General features: G+C 68.4%; 29 protein-coding genes. 20 read left to right on the forward strand and 9 right to left on the reverse strand.

Annotated features, from left to right (window positions below; genetic code table 11):
• Position 1: 1 nt before the first annotated feature.
• Positions 2-268: a DUF5703 family protein gene (locus MJO54_RS10105; protein WP_046284108.1), complete on the reverse strand. Its 267-nt coding sequence runs from the start codon at positions 266-268 to the stop codon at positions 2-4.
• Positions 265-1,305 carry a YncE family protein gene (locus MJO54_RS10110; RefSeq protein ID WP_109469916.1) on the reverse strand — a complete coding sequence of 347 codons (1,041 nt, stop codon included), beginning with the start codon at positions 1,303-1,305 and terminating at the stop codon, positions 265-267. Before MJO54_RS10110 ends, MJO54_RS10105 begins: the two co-directional genes overlap by 4 nt.
• A gap of 124 nt (positions 1,306-1,429) precedes the next feature.
• Between MJO54_RS10110 and MJO54_RS10115 the strand changes: the two genes are divergently transcribed.
• The 8 genes from MJO54_RS10115 to MJO54_RS10150 all read left to right on the forward strand — a co-directional run bounded on the left by MJO54_RS10115 (position 1,430) and on the right by MJO54_RS10150 (position 7,765).
• A complete protein-coding gene (locus MJO54_RS10115) occupies positions 1,430-1,723 on the forward strand; it encodes a hypothetical protein (protein ID WP_024440462.1) in 294 nt (97 codons plus the stop codon).
• A gap of 60 nt (positions 1,724-1,783) precedes the next feature.
• Positions 1,784-2,638: an undecaprenyl-diphosphate phosphatase gene (locus tag MJO54_RS10120; protein WP_065152610.1), complete on the forward strand. Its 855-nt coding sequence runs from the start codon at positions 1,784-1,786 to the stop codon at positions 2,636-2,638.
• Entirely contained in the window at positions 2,635-3,321 is a 687-nt protein-coding gene (locus MJO54_RS10125; protein ID WP_105295358.1) for a histidine phosphatase family protein, read from the forward strand. Before MJO54_RS10120 ends, MJO54_RS10125 begins: the two co-directional genes overlap by 4 nt.
• Positions 3,322-3,382: 61 nt before the next feature.
• Positions 3,383-3,976: an Rv2134c family protein gene (locus tag MJO54_RS10130; RefSeq protein ID WP_047321343.1), complete on the forward strand. Its 594-nt coding sequence runs from the start codon at positions 3,383-3,385 to the stop codon at positions 3,974-3,976.
• Entirely contained in the window at positions 3,960-4,787 is an 828-nt protein-coding gene (locus MJO54_RS10135; RefSeq protein ID WP_105295359.1) for an Rv2133c family protein, read from the forward strand. Before MJO54_RS10130 ends, MJO54_RS10135 begins: the two co-directional genes overlap by 17 nt.
• A 24-nt stretch (positions 4,788-4,811) precedes the next feature.
• Positions 4,812-5,597: a 3'(2'),5'-bisphosphate nucleotidase CysQ gene (locus MJO54_RS10140; RefSeq protein ID WP_105295369.1), complete on the forward strand. Its 786-nt coding sequence runs from the start codon at positions 4,812-4,814 to the stop codon at positions 5,595-5,597.
• Positions 5,598-5,621: 24 nt separating this feature from the next.
• On the forward strand, positions 5,622-6,857 hold the full coding sequence (gene mshC / locus MJO54_RS10145; RefSeq protein ID WP_105295370.1) for a cysteine--1-D-myo-inosityl 2-amino-2-deoxy-alpha-D-glucopyranoside ligase: 1,236 nt from the start codon (positions 5,622-5,624) through the stop codon (positions 6,855-6,857).
• A 29-nt stretch (positions 6,858-6,886) separates the two neighbouring features.
• Positions 6,887-7,765 carry an SDR family oxidoreductase gene (locus MJO54_RS10150; RefSeq protein WP_105295360.1) on the forward strand — a complete coding sequence of 293 codons (879 nt, stop codon included), beginning with the start codon at positions 6,887-6,889 and terminating at the stop codon, positions 7,763-7,765.
• A 19-nt stretch (positions 7,766-7,784) separates the two neighbouring features.
• Here MJO54_RS10150 and MJO54_RS10155 read toward each other — a convergent pair whose 3' ends face one another.
• Positions 7,785-8,651, reverse strand: coding sequence for a PAC2 family protein (locus MJO54_RS10155; RefSeq protein ID WP_046284102.1), 867 nt, complete (start codon positions 8,649-8,651; stop codon positions 7,785-7,787).
• A 202-nt stretch (positions 8,652-8,853) separates the two neighbouring features.
• Between MJO54_RS10155 and metH the strand changes: the two genes are divergently transcribed.
• From metH to MJO54_RS10180, 5 genes are all read left to right on the forward strand, one after another.
• Complete coding sequence (gene metH / locus MJO54_RS10160; RefSeq protein WP_240175864.1) at positions 8,854-12,600, forward strand: methionine synthase; 3,747 nt, start codon at positions 8,854-8,856, stop codon at positions 12,598-12,600.
• A 9-nt stretch (positions 12,601-12,609) separates the two neighbouring features.
• Positions 12,610-13,311, forward strand: a complete 702-nt coding sequence (locus tag MJO54_RS10165) for an HAD family hydrolase (RefSeq protein ID WP_240175962.1) — start codon at positions 12,610-12,612, stop codon at positions 13,309-13,311.
• 6 nt (positions 13,312-13,317) lie between these two features.
• The gene (locus MJO54_RS10170; RefSeq protein WP_046284100.1) at positions 13,318-13,599 is read left to right on the forward strand and encodes a phosphoribosyl-ATP diphosphatase; all 282 of its coding nucleotides are present in this window, start codon (positions 13,318-13,320) and stop codon (positions 13,597-13,599) included.
• 2 nt (positions 13,600-13,601) lie between these two features.
• The gene (gene hisG / locus MJO54_RS10175; protein ID WP_240175865.1) at positions 13,602-14,462 is read left to right on the forward strand and encodes an ATP phosphoribosyltransferase; all 861 of its coding nucleotides are present in this window, start codon (positions 13,602-13,604) and stop codon (positions 14,460-14,462) included.
• A gap of 70 nt (positions 14,463-14,532) precedes the next feature.
• Positions 14,533-15,015, forward strand: a complete 483-nt coding sequence (locus MJO54_RS10180) for a DUF4126 family protein (protein ID WP_046284117.1) — start codon at positions 14,533-14,535, stop codon at positions 15,013-15,015.
• Between the two features lie 94 nt (positions 15,016-15,109).
• Here the strand turns inward: MJO54_RS10180 and MJO54_RS10185 are convergent, their stop codons facing one another.
• Together MJO54_RS10185 and MJO54_RS10190 are read right to left on the reverse strand one after the other, a co-directional pair.
• Positions 15,110-15,898 (reverse strand): thioesterase family protein, encoded by a 789-nt coding sequence (locus MJO54_RS10185; protein ID WP_105295362.1) that lies wholly within the window; start codon positions 15,896-15,898, stop codon positions 15,110-15,112.
• Positions 15,895-16,728: a RecB family exonuclease gene (locus MJO54_RS10190; protein WP_240175866.1), complete on the reverse strand. Its 834-nt coding sequence runs from the start codon at positions 16,726-16,728 to the stop codon at positions 15,895-15,897. Before MJO54_RS10190 ends, MJO54_RS10185 begins: the two co-directional genes overlap by 4 nt.
• 44 nt (positions 16,729-16,772) lie before the next feature.
• On the opposite strand from MJO54_RS10190, the gene MJO54_RS10195 reads away from it, so the two are divergent.
• Positions 16,773-17,609, forward strand: coding sequence for a tRNA (adenine-N1)-methyltransferase (locus MJO54_RS10195; protein ID WP_064889998.1), 837 nt, complete (start codon positions 16,773-16,775; stop codon positions 17,607-17,609).
• A gap of 20 nt (positions 17,610-17,629) precedes the next feature.
• On the opposite strand, the gene MJO54_RS10200 is transcribed toward MJO54_RS10195, so the two are convergent.
• The 3 genes from MJO54_RS10200 to MJO54_RS10210 are packed head-to-tail and all read right to left on the reverse strand — an operon-like array spanning position 17,630 to position 18,965.
• Positions 17,630-17,923 (reverse strand): DUF503 domain-containing protein, encoded by a 294-nt coding sequence (locus MJO54_RS10200; RefSeq protein WP_240175867.1) that lies wholly within the window; start codon positions 17,921-17,923, stop codon positions 17,630-17,632.
• Positions 17,924-17,925: 2 nt separating this feature from the next.
• Positions 17,926-18,459 carry a lipoprotein LppK gene (lppK, locus tag MJO54_RS10205; protein WP_064889994.1) on the reverse strand — a complete coding sequence of 178 codons (534 nt, stop codon included), beginning with the start codon at positions 18,457-18,459 and terminating at the stop codon, positions 17,926-17,928.
• 11 nt (positions 18,460-18,470) lie between these two features.
• Positions 18,471-18,965: an MTB12 family secreted protein gene (locus MJO54_RS10210; protein WP_064889992.1), complete on the reverse strand. Its 495-nt coding sequence runs from the start codon at positions 18,963-18,965 to the stop codon at positions 18,471-18,473.
• A 165-nt stretch (positions 18,966-19,130) separates the two neighbouring features.
• Between MJO54_RS10210 and arc the strand changes: the two genes are divergently transcribed.
• The gene (gene arc / locus MJO54_RS10215) at positions 19,131-20,954 is read left to right on the forward strand and encodes a proteasome ATPase (RefSeq protein ID WP_240175963.1); all 1,824 of its coding nucleotides are present in this window, start codon (positions 19,131-19,133) and stop codon (positions 20,952-20,954) included.
• Between the two features lie 6 nt (positions 20,955-20,960).
• On the opposite strand, the gene MJO54_RS10220 is transcribed toward arc, so the two are convergent.
• Positions 20,961-21,374: a hypothetical protein gene (locus MJO54_RS10220; RefSeq protein WP_240175868.1), complete on the reverse strand. Its 414-nt coding sequence runs from the start codon at positions 21,372-21,374 to the stop codon at positions 20,961-20,963.
• Positions 21,375-21,458: 84 nt separating this feature from the next.
• Here MJO54_RS10220 and MJO54_RS10225 point away from each other — a divergent pair, with 84 nt between their 5' ends.
• The 5 genes from MJO54_RS10225 to prcA all read left to right on the forward strand — a co-directional run bounded on the left by MJO54_RS10225 (position 21,459) and on the right by prcA (position 25,584).
• Positions 21,459-22,148 (forward strand): TetR/AcrR family transcriptional regulator, encoded by a 690-nt coding sequence (locus MJO54_RS10225; RefSeq protein ID WP_240175869.1) that lies wholly within the window; start codon positions 21,459-21,461, stop codon positions 22,146-22,148.
• 22 nt (positions 22,149-22,170) lie between these two features.
• Positions 22,171-23,679 (forward strand): depupylase/deamidase Dop, encoded by a 1,509-nt coding sequence (gene dop, locus MJO54_RS10230; RefSeq protein WP_065042219.1) that lies wholly within the window; start codon positions 22,171-22,173, stop codon positions 23,677-23,679.
• A gap of 83 nt (positions 23,680-23,762) precedes the next feature.
• Positions 23,763-23,957, forward strand: a complete 195-nt coding sequence (locus tag MJO54_RS10235; RefSeq protein ID WP_024441366.1) for a ubiquitin-like protein Pup — start codon at positions 23,763-23,765, stop codon at positions 23,955-23,957.
• Entirely contained in the window at positions 23,954-24,841 is an 888-nt protein-coding gene (gene prcB / locus MJO54_RS10240) for a proteasome subunit beta (RefSeq protein WP_065042218.1), read from the forward strand. The genes MJO54_RS10235 and prcB overlap by 4 nt, the downstream gene beginning before the upstream one ends.
• Positions 24,838-25,584: a proteasome subunit alpha gene (gene prcA / locus MJO54_RS10245; RefSeq protein ID WP_065042217.1), complete on the forward strand. Its 747-nt coding sequence runs from the start codon at positions 24,838-24,840 to the stop codon at positions 25,582-25,584. The genes prcB and prcA overlap by 4 nt, the downstream gene beginning before the upstream one ends.
• Positions 25,585-25,586 lie beyond the last annotated feature (2 nt).

Below are 25,586 nucleotides of genomic sequence, written 5' to 3' on the forward strand. Positions count from 1 at the left end.
TCTACAGTCCCGGCTGGTCGACGCAGCGGCTGCCGCTGATCGTGTTCGCGGCAGACTTCTTGCGGCGCAGCAACACCCGCCTGCTCCCGTCGGTGTACAACCGCACGCGGGTCAGCTCCCAACCTCGGTATTCGGCTTCGATGGACAACCGGGTGGACGCCCCGATCCGGGTGACCTCCGGGGGAAGTCGCAGCGGAATCCATTCGTAGTCATCGGACAATTCGGTGTCCCAGCCGACCGGCATCCGGCGGGGGCGCAGCGCGGTCACCGTGGCCTCGCGGCGTGCTCGATCACCTGGACCCCAGCGCCGGAGCCCGACACCACGTACAAGGTGTCCGACTTCTCGTCCAAGGCCAGGGTGTTGGGTTGCTGCACGGTCGGATAGCGAACCTTCTCCACGGGAATTCCGGTGGTCAAATCGTAGCCGACCACGGTGTTCGTCCCGGTTTGCGACACCCAGGCAAACCCGCCCGCCCCAGCCAGCCCGTAAGGGGCATGCGGCACCGGATAGTCCTGGTGCAGCATCAGCGGATCCACGCCGTAGACCAGCAGCCGGCCACTGCGGGGGTCGGCGGCCAGCACCGGCCCGTGCGACGCGGCGGCCAGGGTGGTCGCGCCCTGGCCCGCCCGCAGCGCGTACTGAGGCTTGCCGTCGGTGCCGATGGTCGTCACTGAGGTCTGGCCGCGATCCAGCACCACCGCGATATCGCCCTGAGTCACGATCTGGTCGACCCGGGCGAAGATCTTGGCCCGCTCGGAGACCCGAGCGCCGTCCTGCGCCAGCGTGTAGACGGCGCCGTCGGCACTGCCCAACACCATGATTCCGTCGGCGCGGCGGCCGATCGCGGTGAACTCGACACCGGCGGCGTCGGCGACGTCGACGCGTTTGATGCTGCGAGCGGCCAGGTCGACGATGTAGTAGCCGCCATGGCCGGACAGGTACGCCGTGCCGTTGCCGTCGCCGGCCAGTGCGCTCGCCGGGCCCGGCAGCGCCACCGCGGCGGGCGGCTGGCTCGAGTCGTCCACCAGGCCGAGCGTGGCGGCGGCCTGCGGGTCCGGGCCGGGGGACAGCACCGCCAGCAGTTTGGTCGCTGTGTCGAAGACCGCGCCGGTGGCGTGGCCGGCCAGCGGCCGTACCGTGCCGGCCGGGCGCACCGCGGCGACCGGGGAAACGGCGGGCTCGGCCGGCGCGATCGTGGGCGGCGGCGCGGTGATGGGATTGGATGAGCACGCTGTGAGCAGCAGCAGCGGCAGCAACAGGCCTTGCAGGGACCGGCGTGGCCGGCGGGTGGCGCGCTTGGGCACAGGGCAGCTCTTCCAGCTCGTCATGGTCGCGGGTCGGTGCAGATATCGATTCTAAGGAAGGCGGCGAGGTGAAGCTCGCATGTCCGGCCGAACAATAAGTTCGCTTAGGTGTAACCTCTCGGCCATGACTGTGGTCGATGACTGGCAGCTGGCATGTTCGGAGTTCCGCATCGAGGAGATCTGGACCGGGGCCTTCGCCAGTGGTTTCGGCGAGGTCGGCGACGGCCGCAGTTTCTCCTTCCACACCGAGCAGCAGAAGCTCGTGGTGGACATCTACCGGCCCCGACTGGCCGGCCCGGTCCCGCACGACGAGGACGTGGTCGCCACCGCAAGCCGGCACCTGTTCGAGATCGATGTCACCGACGAGCGCAGCCTGGCCGCCGCGGTGCGCGACGTGGTATCCGGTCTGACCCGCTGACACCAGCCCGGTACGGTCATCGTCGTGACTGAGGTCGTATCGGTAGTCGAGACGGCTGTGATGTCGTGGCCGCAAGTAGTCGTCCTGGCGATTGTCCAGGGCCTCACCGAGTTTCTGCCGGTCTCCTCCTCGGGGCACTTGGCCTTGGTCTCCCGGTTGTTCTTTGCCGGTGACGCGGGCGCTTCCTTCACCGCGGTGACCCAAATCGGCACCGAGATCGCCGTGCTGGTCTATTTCGCCAAGGACATCGCGCGCATCGCCACGGCCTGGCTGTCCGGCGTGGCCTCGGCGCTGGCCAAGACACCGCTGCCCGCTGAACGCAAGACCGACTATCGGATGGGTTGGTACGTCATCGTCGGCAGCATCCCGATCGTGATCGTCGGCGTGCTGTTCCAGCACTTCATCCGCGGCGACGTACGCAACCTCTGGGTGATCGCCTCCGCGATGGTCGGGTTTTCGCTGGTGATCGCCGCTGCCGAGTACGTCGGCCGCCAGCAACGGCATGCCGAACAGTTGACCGTCAGGGACGGTTTCCTGGTCGGCGCCGCGCAGTGTCTGGCACTGATCCCCGGTGTCTCGCGCTCCGGGGCGACCATCAGCGCCGGCCTGTTCCTGGGAATGGACCGGGCCCTGGCCGCCCGGTTCGGCTTCCTGCTGGGCATCCCGGCGGTATTCGCCTCGGGCCTGCACGAACTGCCCAACGCCTTCAATCCGGTCACCGAAGGAATGAGCGCCACCGGGCTGCAGCTGCTGGTCTCGGTGGTGATCACCTTCGTCGTCGGCTACGCGGCGATCAGTTGGCTGCTGCGGTTCGTCAGCAGTCACACCATGTACTGGTTTGTCGGGTACCGAGTCATCGCCGGGACGACGATCCTGATCCTGCTGGCCACCGGGGTGCTGGCGGCCTCGTCATGACCGTCATCCTGCTGCGCCACGGCCGGTCCACCTCGAACACCTCCGGCGTGCTGGCCGGGCGCACCGAAGGCGTCGAACTCGACGACCTGGGCCGCGAGCAGGCCGCACAGCTCGTCGGCCGGCTCGACGGCCTGCCGATCAAGGCGGTGGTGCGCTCACCGCTGCTGCGCTGCCGCCGCACCGTCGAACCGCTGGCCGCCGCCTTCGGGCTGGAGCCCCTCGTCGACGACCGGCTCGCCGAGGTCGACTATGGGGCCTGGACCGGCCGCAAGATCAGCGAGCTGACCGCCGAGCCGCTGTGGCGGGTGGTGCAGGCGCAGCCCAGCGCGGCGATCTTCCCCGAGGGCGAAGGCCTGGCGCAGGTGCAGGCCCGGGCCGTCACCGCGGTCCGTGATCACGACCGGCAGCTGGCCGAGCAGCATGGCGCCGACGTGCTGTGGGTGGCGTGCACCCACGGCGACGTCATCAAGGCCGTCATCGCCGACGCGCTCGGTGTGCATCTGGACGGCTTTCAGCGGATCACCGCCGACCCGGCATCGGCGAGCGTGATCCGCTACACGCCGTTGCGCCCGTTCGTAATCCACCTCAATCACACCGGAGCGTCGTTGGCCGCCGCGGTGCAGAGTTCGCCGGCCGGCCCGGTCGGTGAAAGCGACGCGGTGGTCGGCGGGTCCACCACCTAGGTCCACCTCGCCGAAGACAGATGCCGTCGGCCGCCTCAACTGCCGGTATTTTGGAGATGCCATGTCCCGAGCAATTCACGTCTTCCGTACCCCCGACCGTTTCGTGGCCGGGACCGTCGGCCAGCCCGGCAACCGCACCTTCTACCTGCAGGCCGTCCACGACGAGCGGGTGGTCTCGGTGGTGCTGGAAAAGCAGCAGGTCGCGGTGCTGTCCGAACGGATCGGTGCGCTGCTGCTGGAGGTCAACCGTCGATTCGGCACCCCGGTGCCGCCCGAACCCACCGAGATCGACGACCTGGACCCGCTGGTCACACCGGTGGACGCCGAATTCCGGGTCGGCACCATGGGGTTGGGTTGGGATTCCGAGGCGCAGACGGTGGTGGTCGAGTTGCTCGCGGTCAGTGACGCCGAATTCGACGCCTCGGTGGTGCTCGACGACACCGACGAGGGACCGGACGCGGTGCGGGTGTTCCTCACCCCGGAGTCCGCGCGCCAGTTCGCCACCCGCTCCAACCGGGTCATCTCGGCCGGCCGCCCGCCGTGTCCGCTGTGCGACGAGCCGCTGGACCCCGCCGGTCACATGTGCGTGCGCACCAACGGCTATCGACGGGGTGCTTTCGGGCCCGACGATGAGCCCGATGACGCAGACATCTGACGACCGGGAGGCGTTGCACTCCGGGGAACTGGAGATCCTGGGCCGCATCCGCTCGGCGAGCAACGCCACCTTCCTGTGCCAGGCCACGCTGGGGGAGCACCGCGTCCACTGCGTCTACAAGCCGGTCGCCGGCGAGCAGCCGCTCTGGGATTTCCCCGACGGCACCCTGGCCGGCCGCGAACTCGGCGCACACCTGATCTCGGTCGAGTTGGGCTGGAACCTGGTGCCCTACACCATCATTCGAGACGGTCCGGCGGGTCCGGGCATGGTGCAGCGCTGGGTGGATCAACCCGAAGACGAGGACGAAGCGCAGGACGGTTCGTCGGCGCCCGGCCTGGTCGACGTGGTTCCCGGCGACCACGTTCCGGCGGGCTACCTGCCGGTGCTGCAGGCCTACGGCCACGACGGCGGCCCGGTCACGCTGGTGCACGCCGACGACATCCGGTTGCGCCGCCTCGCCGTCTTCGACGTGGTGATCAACAACGCCGACCGCAAGGGCGGACACGTGCTGTGCGGCACCGACGGCCGCGTCTACGGCGTTGACCACGGCGTGAGCCTGCACACCCAGGACAAGTTGCGCACCGTGCTGTGGGGCTGGGCGGGCAAGTCGGTGGCCGACCTGGACGACGAGGCGTTGCCGGCCCTGTCGCGGCTGCTGGTGGCGCTGGACGGCCCGCTGGCGGCAGCGCTGCAACCGCACCTGACCGCCGACGAGATCGCGGCACTGCGCTGCCGCGTCGCCGACCTGCTGGACCACCCGGTGATGCCCGGCCCGAACCGTCATCGCCCGATCCCTTGGCCGGCGTTCTAGCTCGTGTCGGGGATACTGCCAAACGTGACGCTGACCGACGCGGCGCTGGCCGCCGAACTGGCAGTCGAGGCCGGAAAGCTCTTGCTGGCGGTGCGTGACGAGGTGGGCTTCGCACAACCGTGGCACCTCGGCGACACCGGCGACGGCCGGGCCAACCAGCTGATCATCCGCAGGCTGCGTGACGCGCGCCCCGGCGACGCGGTGCTCAGCGAGGAATCGCCGGACAACCTGGCCCGGCTGCGGTCGGACCGGGTCTGGATCGTCGATCCACTCGACGGCACCCGCGAATTCACCACACCCGGACGCGACGACTGGGCGGTGCACATCGCGCTGTGGCAGCGTGGCGGCCCCGATGGCTTCGGCACCATCACCGACGCCGCGGTGTCACTGCCGGCCTACGACAATCGAAGCAACGTGGTCTTCCGCACCGACACGGTCGCCCGGCCCGCCACGCCTGCCGGTCCGCCGAACCCCATTCGGGTCGCGGTCAGCGCCTCCCGGATGCCGGCGGTGGTCCGGCTCATTCGCGAGGTGTTGCCGGTGGAACCGGTGCTGATGGGTTCGGCGGGCGCCAAGGCGATGGCTGTGGTGCGCGGCGACGTGGACGCTTACCTGCACGCCGGCGGGCAGTGGGAATGGGATTCGGCGGCCCCGGCCGGTGTGGTGCTGGCGGCGGGCCTGCACGCGTCCCGCATCGACGGTTCGCCGTTGCGCTACAACCGCCCCGACCCCTACCTGCCCGACCTGCTGATGTGCCGGCCCGATGTGGCGCCGATTCTGCTGGACGCGATGCGGCGGACGGTCCTGTAGAGGAGGGGCCTTAAAGTCGTGGGCATGCAATCGTGGTCCGCGCCGGCCGTTCCGGTCCTGCCCGGGCGCGGCCCGGCGCTGCGCCTCTATGACACCGCCGACCGCCAGGTGCGCCCGGTGTCGCCGGGCCCGACGGCCACCATGTACGTCTGCGGCATCACGCCCTATGACGCCACGCACCTCGGCCACGCCGCCACCTATCTGGTGTTCGACCTGATTCACCGGCTCTGGCTCGACGCCGGCCACCAGGTGAACTACGTGCAGAACGTCACCGACGTCGACGACCCGCTGCTCGAGCGTGCCGAGCGCGACGGAGTGCAGTGGGAGGAGCTGGCGGCCAGCCAGGTCGAGTTGTTCGGCACCGACATGACCGCCTTGCGGGTGCTGCCGCCCCACGACTACGTGGCGGCTACCGAGGCCATCCAAGAAGTGGTCGAACTCGTCGAAAAGATGCTCGCCGCTGGATCGGCCTACATCGTCGACGGCGACTACCCCGACATCTACTTCCGCGCCGACGCCACCGAGCAGTTCGGCTACGAATCCGGATTCGATCGCGCCACCATGTTGGAGCTGTTCGCCGAGCGCGGCGGCGACCCGGATCGGGCCGGCAAGGCCGATCCGCTCGACGCCCTGTTGTGGCGCGCCGCCCGCCCGGGTGAGCCCAGGTGGTCCGCGCCGTTCGGGGCCGGCCGGCCGGGTTGGCATGTCGAGTGTGCGGCGATCGCGTTGAGCCGTATCGGCTCCAGTCTCGACATCCAGGGCGGGGGCTCCGATCTGGTCTTCCCCCACCACGAGTTCTCCGCCGCGCATGCCGAATCCCTCACCGGGGAGCGCCGTTTCGCCCGGCACTACGTGCACGCCGGAATGATCGGCTGGGACGGGCACAAGATGTCCAAGAGTCGCGGCAACCTGGTGCTGGTTTCCAAGCTGCGCGCTCAGGGGACCGATCCGGCCGCGATCCGGCTGGGCCTGTTGGCCGGGCACTACCGCAGCGACCGGTTCTGGGACGACGCGACCCTGGCTGCGGCCGAGGCGAGGCTGGACCGTTGGCGGGCCGCGACGACGCTGCCGGCCGGACCGGCTGCCGACGACGTCATCGGCCGGGTGCGTCGCTATCTGGCCGATGACCTGGACACCGTCAAGGCGTTGGCCGCGTTGGACGGCTGGGCGACCGATGCGCGCGAGTACGGCGGACACGACGCCGCCGCACCCCGGCTGGTGGCCACGGCGGTCGATGCGCTGCTGGGAGTGGCGCTGTAGGCCGCCCGCCGCGGGGGTAGGTTGAGCCCATGTCTTCGATTCACTCCCAAGTCATTTTCATCACCGGTGGCGCGCACGGTATCGGCGAGCAGCTGGCCCGCCGACTGCACTCCCAGGGCGCCTCTGTGGTGGTGACGGACCTGGACGAGGCCGCCCTGGGCAAGCTGGCTGATGACCTCGGTGACCGGGTGCTGACCGCCGTCGCCGACGTGCGGGATCTGTCCGAAATGCAGGCGGTGGCCGCGCAGGCCGTGCAGCGTTTCGGCGGCATCGACACCGTCGTCGCCAACGCCGGCATCGCCAGCTACGGCTCGGTGCTGAATGTGGATCCCGAGACGTTCAAGCGGGTCATCGACATCGACGTGGTCGGGGTGTTCAACACCGTACGCGCGGCACTGCCGTCGATCATCGAGCGTCGCGGCTATGTACTGGTCGTGTCCTCGCTGGCAGCGTTCACTCCGCTGGCCGGGATGGCGTCCTACGACGCGGCCAAGGCCGGCGTCGAGCACTTCGCCAGCGCGCTGCGCCAGGAGGTCGCCTACCAGGGCGTGGAGGTCGGGTCGGCGCACATGGGCTGGATCGACACCCCCTTGGTTCGCGACACCAAGGCCGACCTGGGGGCCTTCGACGAGATGCTGGCCAAACTGCCGTGGCCGCTGAACCAGACCACCACCGTGGACAAGTGTGTCGACGCCTTCGTCGCGGGTATCGAGGGCCGTCGGCGCCGCGTCTACTGCCCGGGCTGGGTGGGGGTGTTGCGTTGGCTCAAGCCGGTGCTGACGCTGCGGCAGGTGGAAGCCCCCTTCATCAAGGGAGCCGCCACCATCGTGCCGCGGATGGACGCCGAAGTCGCGGCGCTGGGCCGCTCCACCAGTGCCTACAACGAGGCCCGGGAAAAGGAGAAGTAGCCCGCATGGGCCGGCCGGCTCAGCGCCGCCGGCGCCGCAGGTAGCGCTCGAACTCGGCGGCCAACGCGTCGCCGTCGATCTTGTTCAGCGCTTCGGTCATGTCGACCTCGGCGTCGCCGCGTTCCTCCAAAGAGGCCACGTAGTCGGCGATCTCGTCGTCCTCGCTGGCCATCTCGCTGACCGCCAGCTCCCACTCCTCGGCCTGCGCCGGTAGGTCACCCAACGGAACCTCAATGTCCAGGGCGTCCTCGACGCGGCGCAGCAGGGCGACCGTGGCCTTGGGGTTGGGTGGCTGTGAGACGTAGTGCGGCACCGCCGCCCAGAAGGTGACCGCCGGAATCCCGGCCGCCACACAGGCGTCCTGGAACACCCCGGTGATCCCGGTCGGCCCCTCGTAGCGGGTCTCGGTCAACCCGAAGCGGGTGGCCGACTCCGCCGAGTACGCGGCCCCCGACACCGGCACCGGGCGGGTGTGCGGGGTGTCGGCCAGCAGCGCGCCCAGGATCACCACGGTGTCGACGTCGAGTTCTTCGATCACCGCCAGCAGCTCGGCGCAGAACGACCGCCAACGCATGTTCGGTTCCACGCCGTGCATCAATACGATGTCGCGATCGCTGCCCGGTGGCCGGCAGTGCGAAATGCGCATCGACGGCCAGACCAGCTCCCGGGTGACGCCGTCGAGCTGGCGAATCACCGGCCGATTCACCTGGTAGTCGTAGTAGGCCTCGTCGTCGATCTCGACGATCAGCCGGGCCTCCCAGATGCTGTTGAGATGCTGCACCGCATCGCTGGCGGCGTCGCCGGCGTCATTCCAGCCCTCGAACGCAGCCACGACGATGGTGTCGTGCAGTTCGGGAAGGGCAGCGCCGTCATCCGGTCGGGTCACAAGGCCAGGGTAAGGCCTGCGCAAAGATCACGGGCCGCACCGGACCGGGGGAGTCGGCTTGTTCGTCGGGGCATTCGTCTCGACGCTGGGTGACCACGTAGACTTTTCCCGTCGAGAGGCGTTGCAACGGTTCGCCGGTCTGTGCCGGTGGCCGCCACGCTCGACAGAGTTAAGGACGCCTTCCGCCACGGAAGGAGCCCGCATGACCGTCCCCGAGGCCGAAATCTTCGCGCCCAACATCCGGCCTGACTGCACCGACGAGCTGAAGGCTGCTTTGAGCCAGCGGATCATGGTGATCGACGGCGCGATGGGCACGGCGATTCAGCGGGACCGTCCGGACGAGGCCGGTTACCGCGGCGACCGCTTCACCGAGTGGCCGACCGCGCTGCAGGGCAACAATGACCTGCTCACCCTGACGCAACCGCAGATCATCGAGGGCATCCACCGCGAATACCTCGAGGCGGGCGCCGACATCCTGGAGACCAACACGTTCAACGCGAACGCGGTCTCGCTGGCCGACTACGACATGGTCGACCTGAGCTACGAGCTGAATTACGCCGGCGCCGCCCTGGCCCGCAAGGCGGCCGACGAGTTCAGCACCCCGGACAAGCCGCGCTATGTGGCCGGCGCGCTCGGGCCGACGACCCGCACCGCGTCGATCTCGCCGGACGTCAACGACCCCGGCGCCCGCAACGTCTCCTACGACCAGCTGGTCGCCGCCTACCTGGAAGCGGCCAACGGCCTGGTCGACGGTGGCGCCGACATCCTGCTCATCGAGACCATTTTCGACTCGCTGAACTCCAAGGCGGCGGTGTTCGCCGTCGAGACGCTGTTCGAGGACCGCGGCCGCCGCTGGCCGGTGATCATCTCCGGCACCATCACCGATGCTTCCGGGCGCACGCTGTCGGGGCAGGTCACCGAGGCGTTCTGGAACTCGATCCGGCACTCGAAGCCGATCGCGGTGGGCCTCAACTGCGCCCTGGGCGCGCCCGAGATGCGGCCCTACATCGCCGAGATGGCGCGGATCGCTGACACTTACGTCTCCTGCTACCCGAACGCGGGCCTGCCCAACGCCTTTGGCGAATACGACGAGTCCCCGGAGCGGCAGGCCGGCTACATCGCCGACTTCGCCGACGCCGGGCTGGTCAACATCGTCGGGGGCTGCTGCGGGACGGCGCCGCCGCACATCGCCGAGATCGCCAAGGTCGTCGAGGGCAAGCCGCCGCGCGCGCTGCCCGAGATCGAGGTGGCCACCCGGCTTTCGGGCCTGGAACCGCTCAACATCACCGACGGCTCGCTGTTCGTCAACATCGGTGAACGCACCAACATCACCGGCTCCGCCCGGTTCCGCAACCTGATCAAGGCCGAGGACTACGACACCGCGCTGTCGGTCGCGCTGCAGCAGGTCGAGGTCGGTGCGCAGGTCATCGACATCAACATGGACGAAGGCATGATCGACGGCGTCGCCGCGATGGACCGGTTCACCAAACTGATCGCGACCGAACCGGACATCAGCCGCGTCCCGGTGATGATCGACTCCTCCAAGTGGGAGGTCATCGAGGCGGGCCTGAAGAACGTCCAGGGCAAGCCGATCGTCAACTCGATCTCCATGAAGGAGGGCGAGGAGAAGTTCATCCGCGAGGCCCGGCTGTGCCGCAAGTACGGTGCCGCCGTGGTCGTGATGGCCTTCGATGAGCAGGGGCAGGCCGACAACCTGGAGCGCCGCAAGGAGATCTGCGGGCGCGCCTACCGGATCCTGACCGAAGAGGTCGGTTTCCCGGCCGAGGACATCATCTTCGACCCCAACTGCTTCGCGCTGGCGACCGGCATCGAAGAGCACGCCACCTACGGCATCGACTTCATCGAGGCCTGCGCCTGGATCAAGGAGAACCTGCCCGGGGTGCACATCTCCGGCGGCATCTCGAACGTGTCGTTCTCGTTCCGGGGCAACAACCCGGTCCGTGAGGCGATCCACGCGGTGTTCCTGTTCCACGCCATCAAGGCCGGCCTGGACATGGGCATCGTCAACGCCGGTGCCCTGGTGCCCTACGACTCGATCGACCTCGAACTGCGCGACCGCATCGAGGACGTGGTGCTCAACCGTCGTCCCGACGCCGCCGAGCGGCTGCTGGAGATCGCCGAACGGTTCAATACCTCCGAGAAGGCTGAAGACCCAGCGGCCGCCGAGTGGCGATCTCTCCCGGTCCGCGAGCGGATCACGCACGCCCTGGTCAAGGGCATCGACGCCCACGTCGACGCCGACACCGAGGAACTGCGGGCCGAGATCGCCGCCGCGGGTGGTCGCCCGATCGAGGTGATCGAGGGCCCGCTGATGGACGGCATGAACGTCGTCGGCGATCTCTTCGGCGCGGGCAAGATGTTCCTGCCCCAGGTCGTGAAATCGGCCCGGGTGATGAAGAAGGCGGTGGCCTACCTGCTGCCGTACATCGAGGCGGAGAAGCAGCCCGGGGAAGCCGACAACACCAACGGCACGATCGTGATGGCGACGGTGAAGGGCGACGTCCACGACATCGGCAAGAACATCGTCGGTGTTGTGCTGCAGTGCAACAACTACACCGTGGTCGACCTCGGTGTGATGGTGCCGGCCGAGAAGATCCTGACCGCGGCCAAGGAGCACGACGCCGACATCATCGGCCTGTCCGGGCTGATCACCCCGTCGTTGGACGAGATGGTCAACTTCGCCGTCGAGATGGAACGCGAAGGCCTTCAGATCCCGCTGCTGATCGGTGGCGCGACCACCTCGCGGGCCCACACGGCGGTGAAGATCTCGCCGCGCCGCAGCGGTCCGGTGGTCTGGGTCAAGGATGCGTCTCGCTCGGTGCCGGTCGCGGCCGCGCTGCTCGACGACAAGCAGCGCCCGGCGCTGCTGGAGTCCACCGAGGCCGACTACGCCGCCCTGCGGGAGCGGCATGCCCAGAAGAACGAGCGGCCGATGGTGCCGTTGGAGAAGGCGCGCGCGAACCGGACGCCGATCGAGTGGGACGGCTACACGCCGCCGGTGCCCGCCCAGGGCCTCGGGGTGCGCGAGTTCCTCGATTACGACCTCGCCGAGTTGCGCGAGTTCATCGACTGGCAGCCGTTCTTCAACGCCTGGGAGATGAAGGGGCGCTTCCCCGACATCCTCAACAACCCGGTGTCGGGCGAGGCCGCGCGCAAGCTTTATGACGACGCCCAGGCGATGCTGGACACCCTGATCAAGGAGAAGTGGCTGCGGGCCAACGGGGTCATCGGCTTCTTCCCGGCCAACGCCGTTCCCGGCGGTGACGACGTCGAGATCTACACCGACGAGACCCGTACCGAGGTGCGGGCCACGTTGCACAACCTGCGCCAGCAGGGCGAGCACCGGGCCGGCATCCCGAACCGGTCGCTGGGTGACTACATCGCGCCTAAGGACACCGGTCTGGCTGACTATGTCGGCGCCTTCGCCGTCACCGCGGGGCTGGGCAGCGGCGAGAAGATCGCGGAGTTCAAGGAGGCTCTCGACGACTACAGCGCGATCCTGCTGGAGTCCGTCGCCGACCGGTTGGCGGAGGCCTTCGCCGAACGGATGCACCAGCGGGTTCGCAAGGAGTTCTGGGGATTCCAGCCCGACGAGCAGTTGGACAACGAGGCACTGATCGCCGAGAAGTACCAGGGCATTCGCCCCGCTCCGGGCTACCCGGCCTGCCCGGAACACACCGAGAAGGCGACGCTGTGGGAGTTGATGGACGTCCACACCCGCACCGGCATCGAGCTGACCGAGTCGATGGCGATGTGGCCCGGCGCCGCCGTCAGCGGCTGGTACTACTCGCACCCGCAGTCGCAGTACTTCGTGGTGGGCCGGATGGCCCAGGACCAGGTTGCCGACTACTCCAAGCGCAAGGGCTGGACCCTGCGGGAAGGTGAGCGCTGGCTGTCCTCCAACCTCGCCTACAACCCGGAGGACTGAGCCCTGGCGCTGCGGGCGGTGCTGTGCGACATGGACGGCACCCTGGTCGATTCCGAGAAGCTGTGGGACGTCGCGATGGACGCGCTCTACGACCGCCTCGGCGGGGTGCTGACCCCGGAAGTCCGGGCGTCCACGGTCGGCGGGTGTGCCGAGGACACCATGCGGATCGTCTACGACGATCTGGGGCTGCCACTCGATCCGGCGGCCATGGCGGACTCGGCGCGCTGGTTGCACGACTACACCGGTGAGCTGTTCGACGCGGGCCTGCCCTGGTGCGACGGCGCCCGCGAGTTGCTCGAGGAGCTGGCCGGCGCGGGGATGCCGACGGCTTTGGTGACCAACACCCCGCGAATGCTGGCCGAGCGGGCGCTGGGCAGCATCGGCCGACACTATTTCGCGGCGGTGGTCTGCGGTGACGAGGTGCCCGCGGGCAAACCGGCACCGGATCCCTACCTGCGTGCCGCCCAGCTGCTGGACGCCGACCCGCGCTGGTGTCTGGCCGTGGAGGACTCGCCGACGGGTGCCGCCGCGGCCGAGGCGGCCGGGTGTGCGGTGCTGGTCGTGCCCAACGCGCTGCCGGTGCCGGACGGCGCTCGGCGCCATCAGGTGGCGTCCCTGACCGGGCTCGGGTTGGCGGACCTGCACGAAATCTGCGCCCAGCTGGCCGACTCGCAACCGGCCGCCGCCGGAAACCGACGTGACCCGTCCTGATGCCGCATGAAACAATCCCTGCTCGTGAAGACCTTCGAGGAGCTGTTCGCCGAGCTCGGTGAGCGAGCCGCGACCCGGCCGGCCGGCAGCGGCACCGTGGCGGCGCTGGACGCCGGTGTACACACGATCGGCAAGAAGATCCTGGAGGAGGCCGGCGAGGTGTGGCTGGCCGCCGAGCACCAGTCCGATGAAGACCTGGCCGAGGAGATCAGCCAGCTGATGTATTGGACCCAGGTGCTGATGATCTCGCGCGGGCTGACGCTGTCCGACGTCTACGGGAAGCTGTGAGCATGTTGCGTGTTGCGGTCCCCAACAAGGGGGCGCTCAGTGAGGCTGCCGCGGCAATGCTGTCGGAGGCCGGCTATCGCAGCCGCACCGACGCCAAGGATCTGACGGTCATCGATCCGGCCAACAAGGTCGAGTTCTTCTTCCTGCGGCCCAAGGACATTGCCATCTACGTCGGGTCCGGCGAACTCGACTTCGGGATCACCGGGCGGGATCTGGCCGCCGAGTCCGGGGCGCCGGTGGCCGAGCGGTTGGCGCTGGGTTTCGGATCTTCGCGATTCCGTTACGCCGCTCCGGCCGGGCGGGACTGGGTTGCCGCGGACCTGGCCGGCAAGCGCATCGCCACCGCTTACCCGAACCTGGTCCGCAAGGATCTGGCCGGCAAGGGCATCGAGGCCACCGTCATCAGGCTCGACGGGGCGGTGGAGATCTCCATCCAGCTGGGAGTGGCCGACGCGATCGCCGACGTGGTGGGCTCCGGGCGCACCCTGCGCCAGCACGGTCTGGTGGCTTTCGGTGAGTCGCTGTGCGATTCCGAAGCGGTATTGATCGAGGGCGCCGCGTCCAATGGCCGCAGCGCCGAGACCGCTTCCGCTCGTGACCAACTCGCCGCCCGGGTGCAGGGCGTGGTGTTCGGTCAGCAGTATCTGATGCTCGACTACGACTGTCCGCGTGGCGTGCTCGAGCAGGCCGTCGCGATCACCCCGGGCCTGGAGTCGCCGACCATCGCGCCGCTGGCCGACCCGGAGTGGGCGGCGGTGCGCGCGCTGGTACCACGTCGCGACGTCAACGCGATCATGGACGAGTTGGCCGCGATCGGCGCGAAGGCCATCCTCGCCTCGGACATCAGATTCTGCCGATTTTGAGCAGTCCCGGTAGCTGAGCCTTTGCCGTGTTAGCGTCCGGTGGTCGGCTCGACTGGCCCGGGAGGTAGTGGTGACGCATTTCATCGTGCTGGTGCTCGCGCTGTTCATCGGTGCAGTTGCCGGGCTGCGCGCGTTCACCGCGCCGGCCGTGATGGCCTGGGCCGCCGTCCTGCAGTGGATCAACTTGAACGGGACGTGGGTCGAGTGGCTGACCCATCCGGCGACCGTCACCGTCTTGACGTTGCTGGCGATCGGTGAATTCATCACCGACCAATTGCCCAGCACGCCGGCGCGCACCGTGCCCATGCAGTTCGGCGCGCGGATCGTGCTGGGCGGGTTCGCCGGTGCGGTGCTCGGCACTGCCTGGAACTACCCCTGGACGGCACTCGGCGCGGGCATCATCGGCGCGGTGATCGGCACCCTGGTCGGTTTCGCCGTGCGTCAGCGCCTGGTCGCCGCCAACGGCGGCCACGACCTGCCGATCGCGCTGGTGGAGGACGTCATCGCGGTGCTGGGTGGTCTGGCGATCGCCGCGTTGACCGCGGTGGTCTGAGCTGACGGCGGCGACCCGCCGCGCCCGGTCCCCCGCAAGCGGGAGGTGCCCCCACCGCAGGCTCCGCCGCGCTTGCGATCCCCGCTGAACCTTCTCAGCGCCGCTGCACCAGCAGCGCCTGCGCTGACGTCCCGAAGAATCCGTCGTCGTCGAACAACTCGGCGGTGGTGGCGCCCACCCCGTCGGGTCCGATGGAGGCGCGCGCTCGCAGCCCGAAATCCGCTCCGATCGGCAGCCGGTGCAGGTGTACGACGGTGTCGGTGTTCATGAACACGTATTCGTTGACATCCAGTGCGGCGCCGACGCCGTTCGCGGAGTCGACCACCATGGCCAGCCGCTGCAGGGCGGTGGTGGGTTCACTGTCCACCAGATGCACCTGCGGACTCAGCCAGGCGACCGCGGTGCCGTCGGGCGCGTCCGGCTGGACCCGCCAGCGCACCGAATGGGCGTAACCGCTGGCCTGGGCGAACCACTCCGGCGGCGGTAGCGACGGCCCGCTGATCAGTGGCGCGTGCCGGTCGGAGGACACCGCGGCGGTGTCGGAGGTGGCCAGCGCCCAGGCGCTCAGCCGCGCCACCGGCCGGTCGTCGTCACAGGTGAACATCTCGGCTTCCAGCAGAGCGATCCGCCGGCCGGGCCGCTGCACCCGGGCCGCAACCCGCACCGGGGCCACCGGTATCGCCCCCAGGATGTCCAGGCTCAGTCGGGCGATCCGCTGGCCCGATCCGTCGACCAGCCGTTCGATCTCACGGGTGAGCAGTGCCAGCGGAGGAGACCCGTGCTGTATCTGGCCCCAGTTGCTGCGGGTCAGATCGGTGGATTCATAGATCACGTCGCCGGTGCCGCCGGAACCCTCCGCGCGCCGGTAGTAGCTGCCGGTCATGCCGCACTGTCGGCCGGCCAGCCGGGGTAGGGCGGCGGGGTCCCCCCGAACGCCGGACACAGCGTGCGGTGCGCGCACCAGTCGCACAGGCGTGACGGCTGGGGCCGGAAATCGCCTGTGGCACCGGCGGTTTGAATCGCCTGCCAGATCGCGATCAGAGTCTTCTCGAAACGCAGCAACTCAGCTTGCTCGGGGGAGTAGTCCAGCAGCTGCCCGTCGGCCAGATAGATCAGCCGCAACCTGGCGGGCATCACGCCGCGGGACCGTAGCAGGGCCACCGCATAGAACTTCATCTGGAACAGTGCCTTCGACTCGGCGGCCTCGGACAGCCGCCCGGTCGCCGACGGCGCCCGGCCGGTCTTGTAGTCGACCACCCGCAGCTCGCCGGTCGCGGAGACGTCGATGCGGTCGACGAAACCGCGCAGCAGGGTGCCGTCGGCCAGCTCGACCTCGACCCGCTGCTCGCAGCTCTGCGGGTCGAAACGGCGGGGATCCTCCAGCCGGTAGTAACCGGCCAGCAGCTTGCGTGCTTCGGCCATGAGCCGCTCGGCATCCAGGCCCGAGCCCACGTCCGGGGAGGTGCTGACCAGGTGCTCCCAGGCCGCGACCACCAGTTCCCGGGCGGTCTCGGGGTCACGCTGGGGTGCGGGCAGCGCATAGAGCCGCTCCAGTGCGCCGTGGACCACCGAGCCGCGCAGTTGCGCTGCTGACGGTGGTTCCGGGAGCCGGTCGATGGCCCGGAATCGGTACAGCAGCGGACACTGTTTGAAATCGGCCGCCCGCGACGGGGATAACGCAGGCTTGCTCATACTGGGGAACCCTACGGGCATGCACTGACAACCCCGCTCGCACACGCTGCGTAGGGTGGACGGCTGTGTCCGAATCCGGGATTTTTCAGGCGGGCGATCGGGCCCAGTTCACCGACGCCAAGGGGCGTCGCTACACCACGGTGCTGGTCCCCGGCGGTGACTTCCACACCCACCGCGGGGCAATTCCGCACGACGAGGTGATCGGGCTGCCCGACGGCAGCGTGGTCAAGTCCGCCAATGGTGACCCGTTCCTGGTGCTGCGGCCGCTGCTGGTCGACTACGTGATGTCGATGCCGCGCGGTGCCCAGGTGATCTATCCCAAGGACTCCGCGCAGATCATCCACGAGGGCGACATCTTCCCCGGGGCGCGGGTGCTCGAGGCCGGCGCCGGATCGGGAGCCCTGACCCTGTCGCTGCTGCGGGCGGTGGGGCCCGAAGGCAAGGTGATCTCCTACGAGCTGCGCGACGACCATGCCGTGCACGCCCGCGCCAACGTCGAGACCTTCCTCGGGCACCAGCCCGACAACTGGCAGCTGGTGATGGGCGATGTGGCCGACTGCGACCTGCCCGACGGGTCGTTCGATCGGGTGGTGCTGGACATGCTGGCGCCGTGGGATGTGCTGGGCACCGTGTCGCGGGTCCTGGTTCCCGGCGGCGTGCTGGTGATTTACGTCGCCACGGTCACCCAGTTGTCGCAGGTGAACGAGGCGCTGCGGGAGCAGCAGTGCTGGACCGAGCCGCGGTCCTGGGAGACCATGCAGCGCGGCTGGAACGTCGTCGGCCTGGCGGTGCGGCCCCAGCACGCGATGCGTGGCCACACCGCGTTCCTGGTCTGCGCTCGCCGGCTGGCGCCGGACACCGTCACCCCGACTCGGTTGGGGCGCAAGCGGGGCCGTCCGTAGTAGGTCGAGTGCGAGCCGAATCAGTCCTCGCTGCGGCTCAACCCTCGACGCACCGACAGCAGCTCGATCTCTGGCCGGTCGGCCACCAGCCGCTCGGCCGCGTCCAGGATCTGCACCAGATGCCCGCGGTCACCGGATACCGCCGACACCCCAATTCCGCTGCGCCGGTGCAGATCCGGCGACCCCGTTTCAGCGGCGGACACATCGAACTTGCGACGTAACTCGGCGACGATCGGTCGCACCACCGACCGCTTCTGCTTGAGCGAGTGCACGTCACCGAGCAGCAGATCGAATTCGAGCCAGCCGATCCACATCGTTAGGGCGTCGGTGGCGCCGGCTCAGTGCTGCTGGTCCGGGCGTTGCCGAATGCCAGCAGGCTCTTGGCGGTGGCCTGCGACAGCTGCCAGTCGCCGTGCTTGGGAGTGAACTCCATCGGGAAGAAGAACGTGCCGGTGGCGGGATTGGCCGTGTTGACCGTGACGTCGGCGGTCACGTTGCCTGGGGAGCGGTCTGACCAGCCGAGTGCGGCGGCTTCGAGGCTCAGCGGCAGATAGCCGCCGTCTTTGAGTGCGGTGGCGAACTTGTCGATGGTTGCGGCGTCGGCGGGTTTGGCGCCCTCGATGAGTGCCAGCTTGTCTGCGCCGGGCACCTCGGGGTCCGACAGCCGGTACAGCACATCGGTCAACGCCTCGGGAGCCGGCAAGGCCGACGACGGCACCTGGACCGGCACCGTCGTCGACGTCACCGGAACCTCGGCCACCGGCTCTGCCGGCTGGTGCCCGTTACAGCCCGACAGCATCACCGTTGCCGCCGCGAGCGCGGCGGCAACGGTGATGCGATGCCGGTACATCAGATCCGTGATCAGTTCGACGTCAGCTGCGACAACGACAACAGCGAGGACCGGGAGAGTTTCCAGCCACCCTGGTCGACGAATGTGAGATTCACCGAGTGCGGCTCCAGCTTGGGCCCCGACGCGGTGACGTCGGCGCTGGCCGCTCCGGGGCCGGCCGGTACGACGTTGGACACGCTGATCGACAGCGGGAGGGCGCCCTTCTTGAGCGCCTTCTGCAGTCGGTGGTCGATGGCACCGGTCTCGACCGGGCCCAGGCCGCCCTCGACGAGGTCCGACTTGCCGGCGGCCGGGACACCGGGGTCGGCCAGCGTGTTGAGCACGCTGGCCAGCTGCTCGGGGGCCGGTACGGCGGCGGCCGGGTCCAACGGCAGCGGGGCGAAGAACACCGTCGTGGGTGCCTCGGCGGCGGCGGGCGCCGGCGTTGCCAGGTAGCTCACAGTGGAAACGGCCGCGCTGATGGCCGCGACGGCCGCCATCCCCGTGGCGAGGGATTTCACGTTCATTCGGTTCCTTTCTAGGCCCTGTTGGTCACCCGATTTGAGAGCGAGGCTAGCAGCGGAGCCGGTGTGTCGGATTGCCACAGAGCACGCGAATGCACAATGGCCGGTAGCGTTGAGGTATCCGTCGCTTCAACTTCCAGTTCGGGAAAGGAGCGCACCATGAGCAACATGGAAGATTCGCCGCGTCCTGAGACATTCGACGCGTCCGGGGGGCCGGGCACGCCCGGTGATGACTTCGCCGAGTTGGAAGAACTGCGCCGCGAAGCCGCGGTGTTGCGCGCGCAACTCGACAACACCCCGCAGGACACCACTCGCGTGGGCCGCGATGTGCGCCAGCTCGAAGCGCATATTGACTCGCTGACCGCGCGAAACTCCAAGCTGATGGACACCCTCAAAGAGGCGCGTCAGCAGTTGCTGGCGTTGCGTGAGGAGGTCGATCGACTCGGTCAGCCGCCAAGCGGTTACGGCGTGCTGCTGGGCAGTCACGAGGACGACACCGTCGACGTGTTCACCTCGGGGCGCCGGATGCGGCTGAACATCTCGCCCAACATCGACGTAGAAACCCTGAGGAAGGGCCAGACGGTCCGCCTCAACGAGGCGCTGACGGTCGTCGAGGCCGGCAATTTCGAGTCGGTCGGCGAAATATCCACGTTGCGCGAAATTCTGTCCGACGGGCACCGGGCGCTGGTGGTGGGCCACGCCGACGAGGAGCGCATCGTCTGGCTGGCCGAGCCGCTGGTCGCAGCGGATCTTCCCGAGAGCAACCCGGACGCGCTCTCGGATGACCGGCGTCCCCGCAAGCTGCGCCCCGGCGACTCGCTGCTGGTCGACACCAAGGCCGGTTACGCCTTCGAGCGCATCCCCAAGGCGGAGGTCGAAGACCTCGTGCTCGAGGAGGTGCCCGACGTCAGCTACGGCGACATCGGCGGCCTGACTCGCCAGATCGAGCAGATCCGCGACGCCGTGGAGCTGCCGTTCCTGCACAAGGATCTCTACCGCGAATACGCGCTGCGTCCGCCCAAAGGCGTGTTGCTCTACGGCCCGCCCGGCTGCGGCAAGACGCTGATCGCCAAGGCGGTGGCCAACTCGCTGGCCAAGAAGATGGCCGAGGTGCGCGGCGACGACGCCCATGAGGCCAAGTCGTACTTCCTCAACATCAAGGGCCCTGAGCTGCTGAACAAGTTCGTGGGGGAGACCGAACGCCACATCCGGCTGATCTTCCAGCGGGCGCGGGAGAAGGCCTCCGAGGGCACCCCGGTGATCGTGTTCTTCGACGAGATGGACTCGATCTTCCGCACCCGTGGCACCGGTGTCTCCTCGGATGTGGAGACCACCGTCGTGCCTCAGCTGCTGAGCGAGATCGACGGCGTGGAGGGGCTGGAGAACGTCATCGTGATCGGCGCCTCCAACCGCGAGGACATGATCGACCCGGCGATCCTGCGGCCCGGCCGCCTGGACGTCAAGATCAAGATCGAGCGCCCGGATGCCGAAGCCGCCCAGGACATCTTCTCGAAGTACCTGGTCGAGACGCTGCCGGTGCACGCCGACGATCTCGCCGAGTTCGGCGGGGACCGCGCGGCCTGCATCAAGGCGATGATCGAGAAGGTCGTCGACCGGATGTATGCCGAGATCGACGACAACCGGTTCCTGGAGGTCACCTACGCCAACGGTGACAAAGAGGTCATGTACTTCAAGGACTTCAACTCCGGGGCGATGATCCAGAACGTGGTCGACCGGGCGAAGAAGAACGCCATCAAGTCGGTTCTGGAGACCGGCCAGCCGGGTCTGCGCATCCAGCACCTGCTGGACTCGATCGTCGACGAGTTCGCCGAGAACGAGGACCTGCCCAACACGACCAACCCCGATGACTGGGCGCGGATCTCGGGCAAGAAGGGCGAGCGGATCGTCTACATCCGCACCCTGGTCACTGGCAAGAGCTCCAGCGCCAGCCGGGCCATCGACACCGAGTCCAACCTGGGCCAGTATCTGTAGTCGGAGCTATCCGAACCGTTCGGTGGCGACTCTGGTCGCGCCGATGGCCGCATACGAGCCGGTGAGACCGACCATGGTCACGGCCGCGCGCAGCGGCAGGTCGCGGCGTGCGAGGTGGCCGACGCCGTTGATGGTGTCGATGGTGTCCACCATCAGCGAGAGCCGCTTCCAGCGGTGGCGTTCCGCGGTGCCGCTGGTGAGATAGCCCAGGCCCATCGCAAATGCTCGGGCTCCGTAGATCCTGGTCATGTAGGTGAGTTCTGCCGACGGCGTGACTCCGACGAGCTTGGCGAATTGCCTCGGTGCGCCCAGTGAGAGCACGGCAAGGATCATCCGACCGATGGCCATCACGCTCAATGCGCTGTTCAGATTCTTCGCCACCGGCAGGTCCACACCGGTAGCCGTGTCAGTTGTTGCCATACGAGCCTCCTCCGCGTGTCCGGTTGGATAACTGACTGACCGTCAGTCATATACGGTAGGGTGGAATTTCCGCGGCTGTCAATCGTGTCCGGCACCGTCCACGGCGGTACCGACTCGGGAAAGGACGACGAAGTGGCGCAGCAAGGGTCTGGGCGCCGGCGCACGACGCTGCCGGCGGCGGAACGGGAAAGCCAATTGCTCGAGGTGGCCCGGGATTTGCTCTTGGCAGACGGACCTACCGAGCTGACGGTGGAAAAAGTCACGGCCGCGGCCCAGGTCGCCAAGGGCACCTTCTACCTGTACTTCGAGTCCAAGGATCACCTGCTGGCCCGGTTGTGGGCCGACTACCTCGATACCTTTCTGGACACCGTGCAGGAGCAGCTCGCCGCCGCGCGGCCCTCGGCGCCCGCTTGGCCGGCAGCGCTCGATGCGCTGATCGAGCAGATGATCCGCTATGACATGGCGAATGCCGCCCTACACCGAGCGGTGTTCTCCCAGGCGTCCGGCGACGGGCTGCGCCAATTGCGCCAATCCGACGCCAAAGTCGTCACGCTGCTCGTCGAGGCCGTCGGCTCGGCCGTGGCCGCCGGAGTGGCCACGGTGGCCGACCCGCCCACCACCGCCGCGCTGTTGTACTACGCCGTGGACGGCCTGTTGAACGCCGCCTACCTGGCGGACGCCGAGCCCGACGAAGCCGCCGTCATCGCCGCGGCCAAGGAGATGGTCCACCGGACCTTGGGTACCGCCAAAGCGACGGTGACGCCGGGGAGTTAGGGCCCTCGCCTAGGCTCTAGCCATGCAGCGGATCATCGGGACCGAAGTCGAATACGGCATCGCTTCGCCATCAGATCCCACCGCCAACCCGATCCTCACCTCCACCCAGGCGGTGCTGGCCTACGCCGCCGCCGCGGGCATTCCGCGCGCCAAGCGCACCCGCTGGGACTACGAGGTGGAATCGCCGTTGCGCGACGCCCGCGGCTTCGACCTGAGCCGCTCAAGCGGCCCGCCGCCGATCATCGACGCCGACGAGGTCGGCGCGGCCAACATGATCCTCACCAACGGGGCACGGCTCTACGTCGATCACGCCCACCCCGAGTACTCCGCGCCCGAGGTCACCGACCCGCTGGACGCGGTCATCTGGGACAAGGCCGGCGAGCGCGTGATGGAGGCCGCGGCGCGCTACGTGGCCAGCGTCCCCGGCGCGGCCAAGCTGCAGCTGTACAAGAACAACATCGACAACAAGGGCGCCTCCTACGGCACCCACGAGAACTACCTGATGAGCCGGCAGACGCCGTTCTCGGCGATCATCGCCGGCCTGACCCCGTTTCTGGTGTCGCGGCAGGTGGTCACCGGTTCCGGGCGCGTCGGGCTGGGCGCCGCGGGCGATGAACCGGGCTTCCAGCTCTCGCAGCGCGCCGACTACATCGAGGTCGAAGTCGGCCTGGAGACCACGCTCAAGCGCGGCATCATCAACACCCGCGACGAGCCGCACGCCGATGCCGACAAGTACCGCCGGCTGCACGTGATCATCGGCGACGCCAACCTCGCCGAGACGTCGACGTATCTGAAAGTGGGCACCACCGCGCTGGTCCTCGACCTGATCGAGGAGGGCCCCGAGCACGGGATCGACCTGAGCGATCTGGTGTTGGCCCGGCCGGTGCGCGCGGTGCACGTCATCAGCCGTGACCCGACCCTGCGGGCCACCGTCGCACTGTCCGACGGCCGCGAGATGACCGGCCTTGCGTTGCAACGGATCTACCTCGAGCGGGTGGCCAAGCTGGTGGAGAGCCGCGATCCGGATCCGCGCGCCACCGACATCATCGAGACCTGGGCCCGGGTGCTCGACCAGCTCGAGCGTGACCCGATGGAGTGCGCCGACCTGCTGGACTGGCCGGCCAAGCTGCGGCTGCTGGAGGGCTTCCGGCAGCGGGAGAACCTGAGCTGGTCGGCGCCCCGGCTGCACCTGATCGATCTGCAGTACTCCGACGTCCGGCTGGACAAGGGCCTGTACAACCGGCTGGTGGCCCGCGGCTCGATGCGCCGTCTGATCACCGAACAGCAGGTGCTGGCCGCAGTCGACAACCCGCCGACCGACACCCGGGCCTACTTCCGCGGCGAGTGCCTGCGCCGGTTCGGGGCCGACATTGCCGCCGCGAGCTGGGACTCGGTCATCTTCGACCTGGGCGGGGACTCGCTGGTGCGGATCCCCACGCTGGAGCCGCTGCGCGGCAGCAAGGCGCACGTCGGAGCCTTGCTGGAGTCGGTGGACAGTGCCGCCGAACTGGTCCAACAACTCACCACCTAGACCCCGAGCAACATCGGCGCCGACCGGTAGGGTGGAGAAACCGGCCGCGGTGATGCGCGGCCGATGAGATTCAGGAGGCAGCAATGGCTCAGGAGCAGACCAAGCGCGGCGGGGGCGGCGGAGACGACGACGATCTCACCGGCAGCACTGCGGCGGGCCAGGAACGCCGAGAGAAGCTCACCGAGGACACCGATGACCTGCTCGACGAGATCGACGACGTGCTGGAAGAGAACGCCGAGGACTTCGTGCGCGCGTACGTGCAAAAGGGCGGCCAGTGACCTGGTTGTCGCGTGATCGTCTGCCCCTCAACTCAGCAACCCCAGGAATCGCGCTCACCGGCGTAGGCCTGTCATCGTTTTCGGAGTTCCTCCGCCTGCAGGCACCGGAGCTGTTGCCGACCGGCGCGGGCGCCGCGTACACCGGTGGGGTGGGTGACCAACTGCCACACGGCACCACCATCGTCGCGTTGAAGTACCCCGGCGGGGTCCTGATCGCCGGTGACCGCCGTTCGACGCAGGGCAATATGATCGCCGGCCGCGACGTGCAGAAGGTGTACGTCACCGACGAGTACACCGCGACCGGCATTGCCGGCACCGCGGCGATCGCCGTCGAGTTCGCCCGGCTGTACGCGGTGGAACTGGAGCACTACGAGAAGCTCGAAGGCGTGCCGCTGACGTTCGCCGGCAAGGTCAACCGGTTGTCGACGATGGTGCGCGGCAACCTGGGGGCCGCGATGCAGGGCCTGGTGGCGCTGCCCCTGTTGGCCGGCTATGACATCGACGCCGACGACCCGCAGACCGCGGGGCGCATCGTGTCGTTCGACGCCGCCGGCGGCTGGAACGTCGAGAGCGAGGGCTACCAGGCGGTGGGCTCGGGTTCACTGTTCGCCAAGTCGTCGATCAAGAAGCTCTATAACCAGATCAGCGACGCCGACACCGCGCTGCGGGTCGCCATCGAGGCGCTCTATGACGCCGCCGATGACGACTCCGCCACCGGCGGCCCGGATCTGGTCCGGGGCATCTACCCGACCGCGGTCACCATCGACGCCGACGGCGCCGTCGACATCGCCGAGGAGCGGATCGCCGAACTGGCCCGTGTGGTGGTCGAGAGTCGAACTCGTGGTGGGGATTCGGGGTCGGAGACCAAGCGGGGTAAGAAATGAGCTTCCCGTACTTCATCTCGCCCGAGCAGGCGATGCGCGAGCGCAGCGAGCTCGCCCGCAAGGGCATTGCCCGCGGTCGCAGCGTGGTGGCGTTGGCCTATGCCGACGGCGTGTTGTTCGTCGCGGAAAACCCTTCGCGCTCACTGCAGAAGATCAGCGAACTCTATGACCGGGTGGGCTTCGCCGCGGCGGGCCGGATCAACGAGTTCGAGAATCTGCGCCGCGGTGGCATTCAGTTCGCCGACACCCGCGGCTACGCCTATGACCGCCGTGACGTCACCGCACGACAGTTGGCCAACGTCTACGCCCAGACCCTGGGCACCATCTTCACCGAGCAGGCCAAGCCCTACGAGGTGGAGCTGTGTGTTGCCGGCGTCGCCTACCAGGGTCAGACGAAGGCACCTGAGCTGTATCGGGTCACCTACGACGGCTCGATCACCGATGAGCCGCACTTCGTGGTGATGGGCGGCACCACCGAGCCGGTCACCAACGCGCTCAAGGAGTCTTACGCGGAGAACGCGGAGCTGGCTGACGCACTGCACATCGCGGTCAACGCGCTGAAACAAACCGATACCGGCAATGGCGCCGAACCACGTGAGCTGGGGCCGGGCACCCTGGAGGTGGCCATTTTGGATGCCAACCGGCCCAAGCGCGCGTTTCGGCGGATCAACCGTGCCGCGCTGGAATCACTGTTACCGCAAGCAGGTTCGTCGGGGGAGGCGTCAGCCGAGGCTTCTGGCTAGGC

This window comes from Mycolicibacter virginiensis, assembly GCF_022374935.2.
Classification (GTDB): Bacteria; Actinomycetota; Actinomycetes; order Mycobacteriales; family Mycobacteriaceae; genus Mycobacterium; species Mycobacterium virginiense.